The organism is Paracoccus yeei ATCC BAA-599 (genome assembly GCF_000622145.1).
Lineage (GTDB): Bacteria > Pseudomonadota > Alphaproteobacteria > Rhodobacterales > Rhodobacteraceae > Paracoccus > Paracoccus yeei.
Map to the genome: position 1 here is coordinate 27199 of NZ_JHWH01000002.1, position 15676 is coordinate 42874.

Sequence of the window (15676 nt, forward strand, 5' to 3'; positions counted from 1 at the left end):
GGATGTGCACCGCGGTGGGCGCTGCCGCGGGTTGCGGCCGCCGCATGGGTATTTGGGAAAACGGTGAAAGCCCGATGCGGCGCGCACCATGTTCGCCGCGCCGAACACACAGGACGGCGCCTGGTCCTTCACCGTTTTTCAAATACCCATTCTTGCCCACGCCCGAGGCTGGCAGGGCAGCGGGGCCGGCGACCGGCGCCTAGCCATCCAGGTCGGGGTAGAAGACGCCGCTGGGCGACAGGGTGAAGATGTCGGCACCGCTGGCGGTCACGCCGATCGAATGTTCGAACTGGGCCGAGAGCGACTTGTCGCGCGTCACCGCCGTCCAGTCGTCGGCCAGGATCTTGGTTTCGGGGCGGCCGAGGTTCACCATCGGCTCGATGGTGAAGAACATGCCTTCCTCCAGCACGGGCCCCTTGCCGGGGCGGCCGAAGTGCAGGACGTTGGGCGGCGCGTGGAAGGTGCGGCCCAGCCCGTGGCCGCAGAAGTCGCGCACCACCGACATGCGGTTGGCCTCGACATAGCTCTGGATCGCCCAGCCGATGTCGCCGAAGGTGGCGCCGGGGCGCACCGCCTCGATCCCTTTCATCAGCGCGTCATGCGTCACCTGGATCAGGCGCTTGGCCTTGACGCTGGGCTTTCCGGCCACATACATGCGCGAGCTGTCGCCGTACCAGCCGTCCAGGATCACCGTCACGTCGATGTTCAGGATGTCGCCCTCGGCCAGGATCTTGTCGCCGGGGATGCCGTGGCAGACGACATGGTTCACGCTGATGCAGCTGGCGTGCTGATAGCCGCGATAGCCGATGGTGGCGCTGGTCGTGCCGAGTTCCGTCACCCGGGCGCGGATGAAGTCGTCGAGCGCGCCGGTGGTGGCGCCGGGCTGGACCATGGGCCCCACCTCGTCCAGGATCTGCGCCGCGACGCGGCCGGCCGCGCGCATGCCCTCGAAATCCTGAGGCTCATGAATACGGATGCCCTCGCGGGTCTGGCGTGCGTCGTTCATCGGATCCTCGTCATTGCTTGAGCCACAGATAGTCCCGCGCGGCCACTTGTTCCAGCCCCGCGCGCGGGCCTATACCTTTGGGCCGAGAACCAGCGCCGCGAGGAGCGTGCCATGCAATCCGACAATCCCACCGCCGCCATCCTTGTCATCGGGGACGAAATCCTGTCCGGCCGCACGCGCGAGGGCAATGCCCACCACCTGGCGGGCGTCTTGTCCGCGACCGGGTTCGACCTGCGCGAGATCCGGGTGGTCGCCGACGACCAGGACCAGATCGTCGCCGCGATCCGGGCCTTCGACAAGTCGCTGGGCGGAGCCTATGACCTGCTGTTCACGTCGGGCGGCATCGGGCCCACGCATGACGACATCACCGCCGACGCGGTGGGCGTGGCCCACGGCACCCCGGTCGAGGTGAACGCCGAGGCCCGCGCCATGCTGCAGGCGCGCTACGACTGGCTGGGGCTGGAGATGACCGAGAACCGCCTGCGCATGGCGCGCATCCCCGTCGGCGCGACGCTGATCGACAATGCGGTGTCGGCCGCGCCGGGCTTTTCCATCGGCAATACCCATGTCATGGCGGGCGTCCCCGAGGTGTTCCGCGCCATGGTCGCCTGGCTGGTGCCGCGCCTGCCAGGCGGGCGCCCGGTGCAGTCGCAATCGGTCGAGGTGCGGCGCGGCGAAAGCGACGTGGCCGAGGACCTGAAGGCGGTGGCCGAGGCTTATCCCGACCTGTCGCTGGGCTCCTATCCGTTCCAGGACCCGACCGGCTGGGGCACCAACCTGGTGGTGCGGGGCCTGGACGCGGCCCGCGTGGCCGAGGCCATGGCCGTGCTGCGCCAGAGGCTGGACCTGTGACCCCAGACCCGGACATCGCCCCGGACCTGGCGCGCGCCTTCGAAACCACCTGGCCCGCCGCCGAGACGCGGGACAGCGGCGCGCTGCGCACGGGCCGGGGCCTGGGGGCCGGGGGCCGGGTCGGGTCGAGCCGGGCGCTGGGCCCGGGCTGGAGCGCGGCCGACATCGCCGCGGCCGAGGCGGTGCACCGGGGCTGGGACCAGGCGCCGCTGTTCCGCGTGGCCCTGGGCGACACCGCGCTGCGGGACGCGCTGGCGGCGCGCGGCTATCGCCCCCATACGCCGACCGCGATCATGGTCTGCGGCTGCGCGGCGCTGGCCGGGCAGCTGCCGGGGATGACCGCCTTCGCGACCTGGCCGCCGCTGGCGATCCAGCGCGACCTGTGGGCCGCCGGCGGGATCGGTGCGGCGCGCCAGGCGGTGATGGAGCGCGTCGCCCTGCCCCGCGCCGCCCTGCTGGGGCGCCTGCACGACCGCGCGGCCGGCGCGGCCTTCGTCGCGGCGGACGGGCCGGTGGCAATGATCCATGCCATCGAGGTCGCCCCCGCCTTTCGCCGGCAGGGCATGGCCGGATGGCTGCTGGGCGCGGCCGCCGACTGGGCGCTGTCGGTCGGCGCGGACCGGCTGGCGCTGGCCGTGGGGCGCGCCAACACCGCCGCCCGCGCGGCCTATGACAAGCTGGGCTTTGCCGAGGTCGGCGCCTATGACTACTGGTCGGGCTGAGCCTGGTCCTGCCGTGCCTGGTCCTGCCGGGCGGCGACGCGGCGCAGTTCCCGTTTCACCAGGTCGAGTTCGCTGCGCATCAGGTCGATCTCGGCGCGCAGGTCCTGTTCCAGCGGCGCCCCGGCGACCAGGCTGAGGCTGGCCAGGTGGCGCGCGGTCGCCAGCGGCGGCTCGGCCCCCTCGCCCGCGTCCTCGAGCAGCAGGAAGGTCTGCACCCCGTCCGACAGCTTCTGCGCCGGGATCGCGGCGGCGACGCGCCAGTGGCCGTCGTCCTGGGGGGTGACGCGGGCCTCGGCCACGCGGCTGCCCAGATGGACCAGAAGCAGGCGGCCCGGGGCGGTGTCGCGGCGCAGGACGCCCTGCCAGATGCCGCTTTTCAGTCCCAGCGATTCGAACTCGTCCATCGGCCTCTCCTAGAAATCGGCGCGCAGGTGGCGCGAGAGGAACAGTTCCCGCATGTCCACCGCGTTCATGCCGGGCGCCTCGAAGATCAGGTCGAGCCAGATCTTTTCCAGCCGCCTTTCGTTCATCTCGGTATAGGCCAGGTCGAATTCGACGACCTGCTGGCTTTGCAGCCCGGCCTCCATCCCGCGCAGGTGCTGCAGGATCTCGTCGATGTTGGGACCGTGGCCGACGTTCAGCCGGGCATAGACGGGCAGCGGGCGTTCCACCGCCAGCGTGGTTTCCAGCCGGATGATGTGGTTGCGGGTCAGCCCTTCGAGCGCGTCGGTCGGCAGGTCGATCGAGACCGACAGGAAGCTGCCGGTGAAGCCGAAGACCTCGAGCCGCAGGCCGTAGGGCGACAGGTCGGTGGCGCGGGGGTTCTGGACCTGTTCGAGGATCAGCGTGCGTTCGGCGCAGTCGTGCCAGACCGCCGCCCGGTCCCCCAGCCGCGTGCCGGGTTCGGGCGCGGCGATGCCGCGCGGCGTGATCTGGCCGGCCATGAAGCCGGGACGCCAGCGCCAGTCGGTGCCGCCGGGCAGCTGCACCGCGCCCAGCGCCGCGCGCGACACCGCCGCCTTGCGGTCGCCGCGCATCATGAAGCGGTTCAGGCTGGCGCGCAGGGCCAGCGCCTCGTCGGTCAGGGCGCGGATGCGGCCGGGGCCCATGAACTCGACGCTTTCGGCCATCTCGGCCCATTGGGCGAGCGCGCGTTCGCGGGCCCTGCGGTCAAGCCACCTGCGGGGACGGATCGCCATGGGGCTAGCCGCGCGCGACGGCTGCGGACGGCGGGCGCTGGGGGCGTGTCCGGTCGGGGCGGCTGTCTGTCATCGCAAAGGCTTCCCTTGGGCTGTCTGCCATTTGGATAGGGCGAGCCCGCGACCGGGGCAAGGGGGCCGGCGCCGAAAGCGCGGGTGCCCGGGCCGGGTGCCGCCTAGTCGGGCAGGGCAAGGTTCAGCCGGGCGGCCATGATCAGGTCGTTCAGCGTCACCCCCTTGGCGGAATGGGTGGTGAAGGCGACGCTGGCATGGCCCCAGCCGAAGGCGATGTCGGGGTGGTGGTTGGCCGCCTCGGCCTGCCAGGCCACGACATTGGCCAGGGCCGCCGCCTGGCGGAAGTCGCGCAGCCGCCAGGTCCGGCGGATGGCGTCGCCGTCCGGGGTCAGCGTCCAGCCGGGCAGTTCGGCCAGCCGCGCGGCCAGCGTTTCGGGCTCCAGCCGGTGCGCGCCCTGGGTGATCGGTTGCCGGGCCAGTGTCATGGGGTCCCCCTTTCCGGGTCACAGGATGGGCGCGGCCAGCGCCAGCAGGTTGTTGCGCAGCCGGCGCCACACCGACCAGGCGCGGATCTCGCCGATGGTGATCGATTCGGCACGCTCGATATAGGTCATCTGGCGGGCGTCCAGCACCGCCGTCAGGTCGTCGCCCACGAACAGCATGTTCATTTCATAGTTCAGCTCGAAGCTGCGGCGGTCCATGTTGGCGCTGCCGATCATCGCCATGCGGCCGTCCACGGTGATGATCTTGGAATGCAGAAGCCCGCCGTGGAACAGCATGAGTTTCACCCCCGCCGAGACGAGACCGTAGTAGAACCCCTCGGAGGTGGCCTGCACGACCAGGCTGTCGTTCCTCGCGGGCAGGATCATGGTCACGTCGACCCCGCGCCGCGCCGCCGTGCGGATCGCCGTGTCCAGCGAGGCGTCGGGCACGTAATAGGGCGTCGTGATGACCAGCCGGTCGCGGGCGGCGTGGATCATCGTCACCATGCAGTCCGAGAGCGACCCCTGGCGGTCGTCCGGGCCGGTCGACACGACCTGGCTGATCTCGCCCGGGGCGTTAACCGGGGGCACCATCAGCAGCATGTCGCCCAGGTCCTCGCCGGTATAGCTCATCCAGTCCTGCAGGAAGACGGCCTGCATCTGGCGCACCACCGGCCCCTCGATGCGCAACAGGATGTCGATCCAGGGGGCGAAGCGCGGCTTGATCGCGAAGGCCATGTCGGCGCAGTTGCGGCTGCCGGTAAAGCCGATGGCATGGTCGATCACCACGATCTTGCGGTGGTTGCGCAGGTCCATGCGCTGGGACAGCCCGCCGACGATGGGCAGGCCCAGGGGCAGCGCCTCGACGCATTCGACGCCGCCCGCCCGCATCGCCCGCCAGCTTTCCGAGTAGCTGAACGCGCGCGAGCCGAAGGCATCGATCACCGCGCGGACCTTGACGCCGCGCCCGGCGGCGCGGATCGCGGCCTGCGCCACCGCCCGGCCCGAGGCATCGTCGAGCCAGATGTAGAACAGCATGTGGACGTGGTCGCGCGCCCCGTCGATGGCGGCCACGAGGTCGGCGATGGCGCTGTCGTCCTCGGCCAGCAGCGCCGCGCGGTTGCCGGCGACCGCGCCGAAGCCCGTGGTCGCGCGATTCGCCGCGATGATCGGGGCCGCGAAATCGGGGGCGTGGCGCACCAGTTCGGGGCTGGGCTTCCACAGGCCCGACAGGCGCGAGCGGACGTTGGCCATGGTCTCGACCTCGGCGCCGCGCATCCGGATCTCTCCGAACAGGACATAGGCGAGGATCCCGACCAGGGGCACAAGTTCGATCACCAGGATCCAGGACAGGCGGACCGAGGGTTCCAGCCGGGGACGCAGAAGCACCCGCACGGACACGGCCAGGGCGACGGCGTAGTGAAGGAACACGAGCGCTTGGGTCCACATCCGCGCATCAAAGCCCGGCCCGCGTGGAATTGCAATTCCGCGCGGTTTTGCCTAAGTCACGGGCCAGACCTGAGCCGCAAGGGGCCCCCGGATGAACTGGATCACCAACTATGTGCGTCCGCGCATCAATTCGCTGTTCTCGCGCCGCGAAGTGCCCGAGAACCTGTGGACCAAGTGCCCCGAATGCGGGACCATGCTGTTTCACCGCGAACTGGCCGAGAACCTGAACGTCTGCACCAACTGCGACCACCACCTGGCGATCAGCCCGCGCGCCCGCTTTGCCGCCCTGTTCGACGGCGGCGTGTTCAACGAGGTCAAGGTCCCCGAGCCGGTCGCCGACCCGCTGCAGTTCCGCGACCAGAAGAAGTATCCCGACCGGATGAAGGCCGCGCAGAAGGCCACCGGCGAGAAGGAGGCCATGCTGGTCGCCGAGGGCGAGATGGGCCGCACCCCCGTCGTCATGGCGGCGCAGGACTTTTCCTTCATGGGCGGGTCGATGGGCATGTATGTCGGCAACGCCATCATCGCCGCCGCCGAGCGCGCGGTGGCGCTGCGCCGTCCGCTGGTGCTGTTTTCCGCTGCGGGCGGCGCGCGGATGCAGGAAGGCATCCTGTCCCTGATGCAGATGCCCCGCACCACCGTCGCCGTCGAGATGCTGAAGGAAGCGGGCCTGCCCTATATCGTCGTGCTGACCCATCCGACGACCGGCGGCGTCACCGCCAGCTATGCCATGCTGGGCGACATCCAGATCGCCGAGCCCAATGCGCTGATCTGCTTCGCCGGGCCGCGCGTGATCGAGCAGACCATCCGCGAAAAGCTGCCCGAGGGCTTCCAGCGCGCCGAATACCTGCTGGAGCACGGCATGCTGGACCGGGTGACCCATCGCAAGAAGCTGCGCGAGGAGCTGGTCGGCATCCTGCGCATGGTGGGCAACCTGCCCGCGCCGGTGGCGGGCGACCTGCCCGCGCCCGGCCCGATCCCCGCCCCCGCCCCCGAGGCGGCCGAAGCGAACCCGGCCTGAGCCGCGCGATGACATCGTCGGACGCGATCCTGGCGCGGCTGATGGCGCTGCACCCGAAGGTCATCGACCTGTCGCTGGACCGGATGGAACGGCTGCTGGCGGCGCTGGACCACCCCGAACGGCGCATCCCGCCGGTCATCCACATCGCCGGGACGAACGGCAAGGGCTCGACCCAGGCGATGATCCGCGCGGGGCTGGAGGCGGCGGGCAAGCAGGTCCACGCCTATACCTCGCCGCATCTGGCGCAGTTTCACGAACGCATCCGGCTGGCGGGCGCGCTGATCGCCGAGGCGGATCTGGCCGCCACGCTGGAGGAATGCGAGGCGGCGAACGGCGGCGCGCCGATCACCTTCTTCGAGATCACAACGGCGGCGGCCTTCCTGGCGTTCTCGCGCGTGGCGGCCGATTACACGCTGCTGGAGGTGGGCCTGGGCGGGCGGCTGGACGCGACGAACGTGATCGCCGCCCCGCGGCTGAGCGTCATCACCCCGATCAGCATCGACCACACGCAATACCTGGGCGAGACCCTGCCCGAGATCGCCGGCGAAAAGGCCGGGATCATCAAGCGCGGCGTGCCGGTGATCGTCGGCCCGCAGGAGGCGCCCGCGCGTGCGGTGATCGAGGCGCGGGCCGAGGCGCTGGGCGCGCCCCTGTTGATCGCGCGGCAGGACTGGGACGCTTACGCCGAACACGGCCGGCTGGTCTATTTCGACCAGCGCGGGCTTTTGGACCTGCCGCCACCGGTGCTGCCGGGGCCGCACCAGTTCCAGAACGCCGGCACCGCCATCGCCGCGCTGCGCGAGTTGGGCTTTGGCGAACCCGAGGCCGTGGCCGCCGTGACCCGCGCCGAATGGCCCGCGCGGATGCAGCGCCTGGTGCGCGGCCCGCTGGTCGAGGCGGCGGGCGGGTGCGAATTGTGGCTGGACGGCGGGCACAACCCGGCCGGGGGCGAGGCGGTGGCCGCGACCCTGGCCGCGATGCCCGCACGGCCGACGCATCTGGTCTGCGGCATGCTGAACACCAAGGACGTGCTGGGTTACATGCGCCCCTTGGCGGGCGTGGCGCAAAGCCTGACCGCCGTGGCCATTCCTGGCGAGCCGAACACCCTGCCCGCCGAGGAGACCGCCGGTTTTGCAGCGCAGGCGGGGCTGCCTGCCACGACGGCGCCCGATGTGGGCGCGGCGGTCGCGGGGATCGCCGCCGCCCATCCCGGCGCGCGCATCCTGATCTGCGGCTCGCTTTACCTGGCGGGACGGGTGCTGCGCGAGAACGGCTGAGGCCTGGCGGCCCCCTAGCGCCCCCAGTCGGCGTCGCGCATCTCGCGCAGGCGGCTGGCGGTGCGTTCGAATTCGAAGGCGCCCTCGCCCTCGGCATACAGCCGTTCAGGGTCGTCGGCGGCGCTGGCGATCAACCGGACGCGGGCCTCGTAAAGCGCGTCGATCAGGGTGACGAAACGCTTGGCCTCGTTGTAGTTCGATTGCGACAGGCGCGGGATGGCGTCGATCAGCAGCACATCGAGCGCCTGGGCGATGGTCAGGTAGTCGCCGGGCCCGAGCGGCCTGCCGCAGAGGTCCCAGAAGCTGGCGCGCGCCGCGCGGCCGACGTGCCGGGGCAGTTCGACCTTGCGGCCCTTGATGTCGAGGACCAGCGGGGTTTCCGGCTGGCCGCCCGTCTCGTGCGTCCAGATCGCGTCCAGCGCCCCGCGCGCGATGCTGTCGTCGGGCGAGAACCAGACCTGCGCGCCCTCGTCCCGGTCCTGGCGGTGGTCGGTGGGGCTGGCCAGCTCGATCACCTCAAGCCGCTCGCGGATCAGCGCGATGAAGGGCAGGAACAGCTGGCGGTTCAGGCCGTTCTTGTACAGGTCCTCGGGGACGCGGTTCGAGGTGGTGACGATGGTCACGCCCTGTTCGAACAGGATCTGGAACAGCCGGCCCACGATCATCGCGTCGGCGATGTCGGTGATCTGCATTTCGTCAAAGCACAAAAGCCGGGTGGTGGCGGCGACCTCCAGGGCGACGGGGCGCACGGCGTCCTGCTGGCCGGCCTGGCGGGCGCGGTTCAGGCCGGCCTGGATTTCCTGCATGAATTCGTGGAAATGCACGCGCCGCTTTTGCGGGGTGGGCGCGGCTTCGGCCACCAGGTCCATCAGCATGGACTTGCCGCGACCGACGCCGCCCCACAGGTAGATGCCGCGGACCGGCGGCGCGGGATCGGACGCGCCCCCGCCCAGGAGCTTGCCGAACCAGCCCGATTTCTGCGGCTGCGGCGGCGGGGCGGCCGCGCCCAGGTCGCGCACCAGGCGGTCGAGCGCGGGCAGGACGCCGCGCTGCGCCGCGTCGGGTTCCAGCTGGCCGGCGCGGACGCGGGCCTCGTAAAGGACGGATACGGTGGTCATGGCGCCGCACTAGCCATTCGCGCGGGGGAAAGGCAAGGGGCGGCGGCGCCCTAGCCGATGGCCTGGTTGCGCGTCTCGGCCCGGATCAGCAGGGTCATCAGCGCCGCCAGCACCAGGAGCGCGGCAAAGACCCCGATGGCGACGCCGAAGCCGCGCGCGACCACGCTGGCCAGCAGCGACGGCGCCAGAAGCCCGCCCACCCGCGCGACTGCGCTGGCCGTGCCCATCCCGGTGCCGCGCAGGCCGGTCGGGTAAAGCTCGGGCGTGAAGGCGTAAAGCGCGCCCCAGGTGCCCAGCAGTGCAAAGCTCATCACCATGAGCGAGGCGGCGATCAGCCAGGGGCTGGCGGCGATGGTGAAAAGGAAGCAGGCGACCGCGCTGAGCAGCAGGAAAACCTGCAGGGTCAGCTTGCGGCCCCAGGCCTCGACCCCGTGGGCGGCCAGCGCATAGCCGGGGATCTGGGCCAAGGCCAGCAGCACCAGGAAGCCGTGGCCGCGCACGAAGCCCATGCCGCCCTTGACCAGTTCCGAGGGCAGCCAGACGAACACCCCGTAATAGGACAGCGAGACCAAGAACCAGGTCGCAAAGATCGCGATGCTGCGGTTGCGCAGTTCGGGGCCGAACAGCCCCTGGCCCGTGCCGGGCAGCACCGGCGCGACCAGGCGGGTGCCGGCCTGCAGCGCCGGCGCGCCATTCGCCGCCAGCACCCGGTCGAGCACGCGGCGCGCCCCGGCCTCGTCCCCCTTGCGCAGCAGATACATGGGCGATTCCGGCACCCAGAGGCGCAGCCAGACCCCGATCAGCGCGGGCAGCGCGGCGACGGCAAAGATCCAGCGCCAGGGCTCCTCGGCACCCAGGCTGTGCGCGGCCCAGGCGGTCAGGGCGATGACGATGGTGCCCAGCGCCCAGAAGCCTTCCAGCCAGACCAGCCAGCGGCCCCGGTTCCGGGGCGGCAGGAATTCGGCCATCATGGCGTAGTCGACGGGCAGCGTGCCGCCCACCGCCATCCCGGTCAGGAAGCGCAGCGCCACAAGCATGGTGAAGTCGGTCGCGAAGACCGACGCCAGGCCAAAGACCGCATCGCAGGCCACCGTCAGAAGCAGGACGTTGCGCCGTCCGATCCGGTCGGCGATGCGGCCGAACAGGGTCGCGCCCGCGAACATGCCCAGGAAGAACAGCGTCCCGGTCTGGAGCGCCTGCGGCACGGTCAGGCCGAAACTGGCCGCGATCGAGGCGGCGGTGAAGCCGATGGCGATGACCTGCATCGCATCCGCCGCCCAGACCAGCCCGAAGATGCCCAGAAGCCGGCGCTGGAACGAACCAGCGCCCCCCTGCGCCAGCGCCTCGTCGATGGTCATCTGCATGGCCTGCCCCGTCCAGCCGAAATCACTGGCGGCATTTGCCCATACCTCGGCAGGAATTTCCAGCGCGAACCCGGACTTCACCCGCGCCCGGGGACGGCGGGCGCGGTGCCGGGCGTCAGCCCCGGTCGCGGGCGGGCTGCTGGCCCGAGGGACCGAAGGCCGCGCCCTCGTTCGAGGCCAGATCCTCGGACGGGTCCGGCAGCGCGGCCGGGGCCGCCGCATCGTCGCCCTTGTGGTCGTCGGGGGCCGGGGCGGCGGGTTTTTCGGCCGGGTGCAGGAAGATGTCCTGCGCCCCGCGCGTGCTGCCCGGCAGGATGATGCCTGCCGCGGGGAAGCGGTCCAGGATCTGCTGGTTGATTTCCGAGACCACGCCCACCCCGCCGTTGATGTCCGACAGCATCGCCCGCAGTTCCCAGTTCTGCCCCGAGGGCGTGATGCTGCGCAAAAGGACGGCGGGGGCGGGGTTGATCAGCACGGTGGGCTGATCCTCGGCGATCTCGCGCAGCAGCTGGGCGACCAGCCGGTGATCGGTGGGAACGCCCACGGTCAGCGGCACGATGATGCGGCCCGACAGGTTGTTGCGCGTCCAGTTCGTCACCGGCTGGGTGATGAGGTTCGAGTTCGGCACCACGATCTGGGTGCGGTCGAAGGTCTGGATCTGGGTGGCGCGCACCGCCATCTTTTTCACGACGCCCTGCTGGCCGCCGACCTCGATCCAGTCGCCGACGGCGATGGGCCGCTCGACCAGCAGGATGATGCCCGAGACGAAGTTCGACACCACCTGCTGCATGCCGAAACCGATGCCGACCGACAGCGCACCCGCGACGAAGGCCAGCGAGGTCAGGTCGATCCCGGCCGAGGTGATGGCAAAGACCGCCGCGAGCGCGAGGCCCACATAGCCGATCATCGACACGACCGCGTTCTGCCCGCCCGTGTCCAGCCGCGTCTTGGGCAGGATCGAGCTGCGGAACGCGCCCTGCACGAAGCTGGTCAGCGAATAGCCGATGGCAAAGACGATGACGAAGGTCAGCATCGCCATGGGCGACAGGCGCACGCCGCCAAAGCTGAAGCCCTGCTGCGCGCGTGACCATGCCTCGGCCAGGTCGCTGGGCCGGGCGCCCCAGATCAGGGCGAACAGCGGCAGCGACAGCACCACCAGCGCAAAGCCGACCAGCACCGGCATCAGCGCGTCGCGCGCCGACTGGTCGCCCCCGGTGGCCATGGCGTAAAGATCGGCGATGAAGTCCTGCAGGATGATGAGCAGGCCGACCAGTCCCAGCGTCATGACCGACGACCAGAGCGCCGCGTTGGCCCCGGTCACATAGCCCGCCGCCGCAGCGATCGGCGCGGCCAGCGCGACGATCCGCCCGGCCATGCCCAGGAAGGCCACGATGCGGATGCGATAGTTCTGCGGCTCGCCCTCGACCGGGCGGATGCGGCGCAGGATGTTGCACAGCTGGAACAGGAAGAAGGCGCCCAGCAGGATCATCAGGAAGTGCCAGACCCCGGCCGAGGCCTCGCTGAGGCGCTGGGGCACGGTTTCGCTGTCGTTCTGGCTGTGGAACCCGGCCAGCGGCAGCACCGAGCGCGAGAACAGCTGGTGCAGCGCCATCGCCAAGGCCAGCATCGAGGCGCGGAACGCCGCCTGGCGCCGCGTGTCGTCGTTCAGGGGCAGCGGGAGCGAGCCGCCCGCCCCGGGTTCGGGAAACAGCCGCCCGACCAGCCAGATGCCGCCGAACAGCGACAGGCCCGCGCCGGGGATGGACAGCAGCAGCGGCCGGCCCCAGTCGCTGAACAGCCCCGTCGACACCAGCGCCGCCGTCGCCAGCAGCACGCCGAAGAACGGAATCGCGATCTGGCTGAGCGAGACGGCAAAGACCACCGCGGCCCGCGACCGTTCGCTGGCCCGCGCCGACAGGCGTTGCGGCAGGGAATCGACCCAGAGCCGCCCGCGCGACAACAGCAGCAGCGCCGCCAGCAGGAAGCCCAGCGTCACCAGCATCCGCGACCGGCCATCCGGCCCCGAGCCGTAGTCGTCCCAGCGGGCGCTGACCTCGGTCGCGACATTCCTGCTGATATCCACCGCCTCGGTCACGGCGGGCGCCCAGTTCGCCGGGTTCAGCGGCGAGGGTGTCTGCCGGATCAGCGCATAGGTCTGGCGCTGCCGGATGGTCTGGTCGATCTGCTGGATGATCGCGTCGGCGCGGCCAAAGGCCTCGACCGCCTTCAGCCCCGGCGCCTGCAATTCGGAAAGCTGGTCGTTCAGTTCCTTGCGGCGGGCGGCGATATCGTCGGATTCGGTCTGGCCTTCGGCAGGGGCTGGCCCCAAGGCGGCGATCTGGTCCTTGAGCGTCGCGATGCGGGTGCTGTTCGTCCCTTCGGCCGCCTTGAAGCGGTCGCGCCACTGCACGACCTGTTCGCGGATGGATTGCAGCCGGGTATCATTGGCCTGGCCGGATTCCAGAATGTCCTCGGTCTGGTCGGCCAGCTTGTTCCAGGCGTCGTAATTCGGGGCCTGCGGCTGGTCCTGTGCCAGCGCGGCGCCTCCAAGAACCATCGACAGGCACAGCAGCAGCGCCGTGACCAGAGCATTCAGACGTGTCATGCGGGATATCAGTCCTCGAAAACCTCGGGCAGATCGGCGGGTTTGCGCGCCATCCAGCGGGGCACGGGCAGGCCCTTGGCGTGCAGGAAGTCGGGGTTGAACAGCTTGGTCTGGTAACGCGTGCCGTAATCGCACAGCACCGTCACGATGGTGTGACCGGGCCCCATGTCGCGCGCCATGCGAATGGCCCCCGCGACGTTGATCCCCGAGGAGCCGCCCAGGCACAGCCCTTCGTGTTCCAAGAGGTCGAAGATCACCGGCAGCGCCTCGGCATCGGGGATGCGATAGGCGAAATCGGGGGTGAGGCCTTCCAGGTTCGCGGTGATGCGGCCCTGGCCGATGCCCTCGGTGATGGAGGAGCCGGGGCTTTCGAAGACCCCTTCGGTGTAGAAGCTGTAAAGCGCCGCGCCCTCGGGGTCGGCCAGGCCGATCTTGACGCCCTTGGGTTGCAGCGCGTCGGCGACGCCCGCCAGCGTGCCGCCCGAGCCGACCGCGCAGATGAAGCCGTCGACCTTGCCGCCGGTCTGTTCCCAGATCTCGGGCCCGGTGGTTTCCAGATGGGCGCGGCGGTTCGCGGTGTTGTCGAACTGGTTGGCCCAGATCGCGCCGTTGGGCTCGGTCCTGGCCAGTTCCTCGGCCAGCCGGCCCGAGTATCGGACGTAGTTGTTGGGGTTCTTGTAGGGCTGGGCCGGCACCTCGACCAGTTCGGCCCCGGCCAGGCGCAGCATGTCCTTTTTCTCTTGGCTTTGGGTTTCCGGGATCACGATGACGCTGCGGAAGCCCATCGAGGCGCCGACCAAGGCCAGGCCGATGCCGGTGTTGCCGGCAGTGCCCTCGACGATGGTGCCGCCGGGCTTCAGCTCGCCCCGCGCCACGGCGTCCTGGATGATGTAAAGCGCGGCGCGGTCCTTGACCGACTGGCCGGGGTTCATGAACTCGGCCTTGCCCAGGATCTCGCACCCCGTTTCCTCGGAGGCGCGGCGCAGCCGGATCAGGGGCGTGTTGCCGATGGCAGAGGCGAGGTCGGGGCAGATGCGCATGGCGTGGCCTTTCGCGAAGTGGTCGCCCCGGTTTACACGCGGGCGCCGGCGGGCGGCAACCCCGCCCCGCCCGGGGTCAGGGGATCAAACCCGGCTTATCCTGCCCAAGTTCCATGCGAATCTTCTGCTGGTTCAGTTCCAGCCACAGCGCAAGCGATAGCAGGGGCCCGTTCCTGACCTGCCCCGCCAACGCCATCCGCGTCAGTTCGGCGCGGGGAAGAAGCTGGCTGCGGATGTCCTCGTTCTCGGTATCGAGGCCACCGAAGCCCGCCACGTCGTCGGGCAGATCGGCGATGCCGACGTAAAGATACAGGAACTCGGCCAGCAGGCCGGGGCTGGGATAGTTGTGGGGACCGGGGATCAGGCGGTCGATGGCCAGGCCGGTTTCCTCGATGGCCTCGCGCAACACGGCCTGCTCGGGCGTCTCGGTCGGATCGACGCGGCCGGCGGGGGCTTCCCAGAACCAGGGCTGGCGGTCGCCCCGCGCGGCGGGCCCGGCGCGGAACTGGTCGATCAGCAGCACCCGGTCGCGCAGCGGGTCCCAAGGCAGCACCACCGCCGCATCGCCCGAGACGAAGACCGCGCGCAGCACCTCGGGCGTCCAGCCGCCCCGGTGCCGGCGGTGGCGCAGGATGATTTCCTGGACCGAGAAGAATTCCGCATAGGGCTCCTCGACCGCCAGCACCTGCAGCCGGTCGTCCCCCGCCGGGCCCAGAGCCGGCAGGTCGCGGCTGTCGCGCGCCGCCCGCAGGGTCGAGGCGACCCAGGCCGCGATCAGGGGCAGCCGCGCCCGCACCGCCCCGGCCGGCCGGTCGGGCGGCAGCGCGAGCAGGTGATCGGCCAGCGCGGCGGCAAGCTCGGGGTCCCAGCGCCCGGCGCCTTCCCGCGCGCGGGCGGCGACGCCCAGGATGTCGCGCCCGGCGACCGCCACCGGCTCGAGGCCGAAGATGTGCGCATAGCGGGTCAGCGCCGGGGTCCAGTCGGTCCGCCACAGCGGCACCCGCCCTTGGGCGGGGACCAGCGCGGGCCAGCCGTCCGGCGCGATGCCCGCGCCCTGCCCGCCCTGCAGCGCATGGCCGGGCAGCCCCTCGACCTCGACCGCGCCGGGCGCAAGCCGCATGCGCAGCACGGGATGGGCCAGCGCCCCCACCAGAAAGATCATCGCGCGCCCGCCGGAACGGAGCGGATCAGGACGGATTTCGGCATGGCGCACCTGCGGGACATGGGTGTGACGGATTTCGCCGCTTTTTCGCGGAAAGCCCCTTGCGCTTCAACCCCGCCCCGTCTAAATCCCCGCCACCACCCAAGCGCGGAGAGGTGCCGGAGTGGTCGAACGGGGCGGTCTCGAAAACCGTTGAGCCTTCACGGGTTCCGTGGGTTCGAATCCCACCCTCTCCGCCATTTGGCTAAAATTTCCCATAAAAATCAGCATCTTAACGGCCCATCGGCCAGACCGCGCATCATCCCGCCTATCCACCCGGATTCAATGCGCCTCGCCACGGCTGGCAACATGCTATCTGTGTGCT

At 70.5% G+C, this 15676-nt stretch carries 14 protein-coding genes and 1 tRNA gene; 5 read left to right on the top strand and 10 right to left on the bottom strand.

Annotated elements, in window-relative coordinates; translation table 11 throughout:
- Positions 1-199: 199 nt before the first annotated feature.
- Positions 200-1006, bottom strand: a complete 807-nt coding sequence (gene map, locus BU28_RS0102380) for a type I methionyl aminopeptidase (RefSeq protein ID WP_028718023.1) — start codon at positions 1004-1006, stop codon at positions 200-202.
- A gap of 111 nt (positions 1007-1117) precedes the next feature.
- Between map and BU28_RS0102385 the strand changes: the two genes are divergently transcribed.
- Positions 1118-1858 carry a competence/damage-inducible protein A gene (locus BU28_RS0102385; protein ID WP_028718024.1) on the top strand — a complete coding sequence of 247 codons (741 nt, stop codon included), beginning with the start codon at positions 1118-1120 and terminating at the stop codon, positions 1856-1858.
- A complete protein-coding gene (locus BU28_RS0102390) occupies positions 1855-2580 on the top strand; it encodes a GNAT family N-acetyltransferase (protein WP_028718025.1) in 726 nt (241 codons plus the stop codon). Before BU28_RS0102385 ends, BU28_RS0102390 begins: the two co-directional genes overlap by 4 nt.
- Here the strand turns inward: BU28_RS0102390 and BU28_RS21815 are convergent.
- From BU28_RS21815 to cls, 4 genes are all read right to left on the bottom strand, one after another.
- A complete protein-coding gene (locus BU28_RS21815; protein ID WP_051577683.1) occupies positions 2565-2984 on the bottom strand; it encodes a hypothetical protein in 420 nt (139 codons plus the stop codon). The genes BU28_RS0102390 and BU28_RS21815 overlap by 16 nt on opposite strands.
- Positions 2985-2993: 9 nt before the next feature.
- Positions 2994-3779: a DUF6478 family protein gene (locus tag BU28_RS0102400; RefSeq protein ID WP_028718026.1), complete on the bottom strand. Its 786-nt coding sequence runs from the start codon at positions 3777-3779 to the stop codon at positions 2994-2996.
- A gap of 176 nt (positions 3780-3955) precedes the next feature.
- Positions 3956-4279 (bottom strand): 4a-hydroxytetrahydrobiopterin dehydratase, encoded by a 324-nt coding sequence (locus tag BU28_RS0102405; RefSeq protein WP_028718027.1) that lies wholly within the window; start codon positions 4277-4279, stop codon positions 3956-3958.
- Positions 4280-4297: 18 nt separating this feature from the next.
- Entirely contained in the window at positions 4298-5725 is a 1428-nt protein-coding gene (gene cls, locus BU28_RS0102410) for a cardiolipin synthase (protein ID WP_028718028.1), read from the bottom strand.
- A gap of 91 nt (positions 5726-5816) precedes the next feature.
- On the opposite strand from cls, the gene accD reads away from it, so the two are divergent.
- Both accD and BU28_RS0102420 read left to right on the top strand, forming a co-directional pair.
- Positions 5817-6746, top strand: coding sequence for an acetyl-CoA carboxylase, carboxyltransferase subunit beta (gene accD / locus BU28_RS21820; RefSeq protein ID WP_036761804.1), 930 nt, complete (start codon positions 5817-5819; stop codon positions 6744-6746).
- An 8-nt stretch (positions 6747-6754) separates the two neighbouring features.
- Entirely contained in the window at positions 6755-8023 is a 1269-nt protein-coding gene (locus BU28_RS0102420) for a bifunctional folylpolyglutamate synthase/dihydrofolate synthase (RefSeq protein WP_028718029.1), read from the top strand.
- Between the two features lie 14 nt (positions 8024-8037).
- Here BU28_RS0102420 and zapE read toward each other — a convergent pair whose 3' ends face one another.
- The 5 genes from zapE to BU28_RS0102445 all read right to left on the bottom strand — a co-directional run bounded on the left by zapE (position 8038) and on the right by BU28_RS0102445 (position 15312).
- A complete protein-coding gene (gene zapE, locus BU28_RS0102425) occupies positions 8038-9141 on the bottom strand; it encodes a cell division protein ZapE (protein ID WP_028718030.1) in 1104 nt (367 codons plus the stop codon).
- Between the two features lie 50 nt (positions 9142-9191).
- Positions 9192-10505 carry an MFS transporter gene (locus BU28_RS0102430; RefSeq protein ID WP_028718031.1) on the bottom strand — a complete coding sequence of 438 codons (1314 nt, stop codon included), beginning with the start codon at positions 10503-10505 and terminating at the stop codon, positions 9192-9194.
- A 115-nt stretch (positions 10506-10620) separates the two neighbouring features.
- Positions 10621-13110: a DUF3772 domain-containing protein gene (locus BU28_RS0102435; protein ID WP_028718032.1), complete on the bottom strand. Its 2490-nt coding sequence runs from the start codon at positions 13108-13110 to the stop codon at positions 10621-10623.
- Between the two features lie 8 nt (positions 13111-13118).
- Positions 13119-14150 carry a cysteine synthase A gene (locus BU28_RS0102440; protein WP_028718033.1) on the bottom strand — a complete coding sequence of 344 codons (1032 nt, stop codon included), beginning with the start codon at positions 14148-14150 and terminating at the stop codon, positions 13119-13121.
- Positions 14151-14226: 76 nt separating this feature from the next.
- Positions 14227-15312, bottom strand: a complete 1086-nt coding sequence (locus tag BU28_RS0102445; RefSeq protein ID WP_028718034.1) for an NUDIX domain-containing protein — start codon at positions 15310-15312, stop codon at positions 14227-14229.
- Positions 15313-15461: 149 nt separating this feature from the next.
- On the opposite strand from BU28_RS0102445, the gene BU28_RS0102450 reads away from it, so the two are divergent.
- A tRNA-Ser gene (locus BU28_RS0102450) sits at positions 15462-15551 on the top strand.
- The last annotated feature ends 125 nt before the right edge of the window (positions 15552-15676 follow it).

Bases quoted from the DNA above. Each gene is read 5' to 3' on its own strand.
- BU28_RS0102400 (WP_028718026.1), bottom strand. From the start codon at position 3,779: ATGGCGATCCGTCCCCGCAGGTGGCTTGACCGCAGGGCCCGCGAACGC.
- zapE (WP_028718030.1), bottom strand. From the start codon at position 9,141: ATGACCACCGTATCCGTCCTTTACGAGGCCCGCGTCCGCGCCGGCCAG.
- BU28_RS0102385 (WP_028718024.1), top strand. From the start codon at position 1,118: ATGCAATCCGACAATCCCACCGCCGCCATCCTTGTCATCGGGGACGAA.
- cls (WP_028718028.1), bottom strand. From the start codon at position 5,725: ATGTGGACCCAAGCGCTCGTGTTCCTTCACTACGCCGTCGCCCTGGCC.
- accD (WP_036761804.1), top strand. From the start codon at position 5,817: ATGAACTGGATCACCAACTATGTGCGTCCGCGCATCAATTCGCTGTTC.
- BU28_RS0102430 (WP_028718031.1), bottom strand. From the start codon at position 10,505: ATGCAGATGACCATCGACGAGGCGCTGGCGCAGGGGGGCGCTGGTTCG.
- BU28_RS21815 (WP_051577683.1), bottom strand. From the start codon at position 2,984: ATGGACGAGTTCGAATCGCTGGGACTGAAAAGCGGCATCTGGCAGGGC.
- map (WP_028718023.1), bottom strand. From the start codon at position 1,006: ATGAACGACGCACGCCAGACCCGCGAGGGCATCCGTATTCATGAGCCT.
- BU28_RS0102445 (WP_028718034.1), bottom strand. From the start codon at position 15,312: ATGATCTTTCTGGTGGGGGCGCTGGCCCATCCCGTGCTGCGCATGCGG.
- BU28_RS0102420 (WP_028718029.1), top strand. From the start codon at position 6,755: ATGACATCGTCGGACGCGATCCTGGCGCGGCTGATGGCGCTGCACCCG.
- BU28_RS0102405 (WP_028718027.1), bottom strand. From the start codon at position 4,279: ATGACACTGGCCCGGCAACCGATCACCCAGGGCGCGCACCGGCTGGAG.
- BU28_RS0102440 (WP_028718033.1), bottom strand. From the start codon at position 14,150: ATGCGCATCTGCCCCGACCTCGCCTCTGCCATCGGCAACACGCCCCTG.
- BU28_RS0102435 (WP_028718032.1), bottom strand. From the start codon at position 13,110: ATGACACGTCTGAATGCTCTGGTCACGGCGCTGCTGCTGTGCCTGTCG.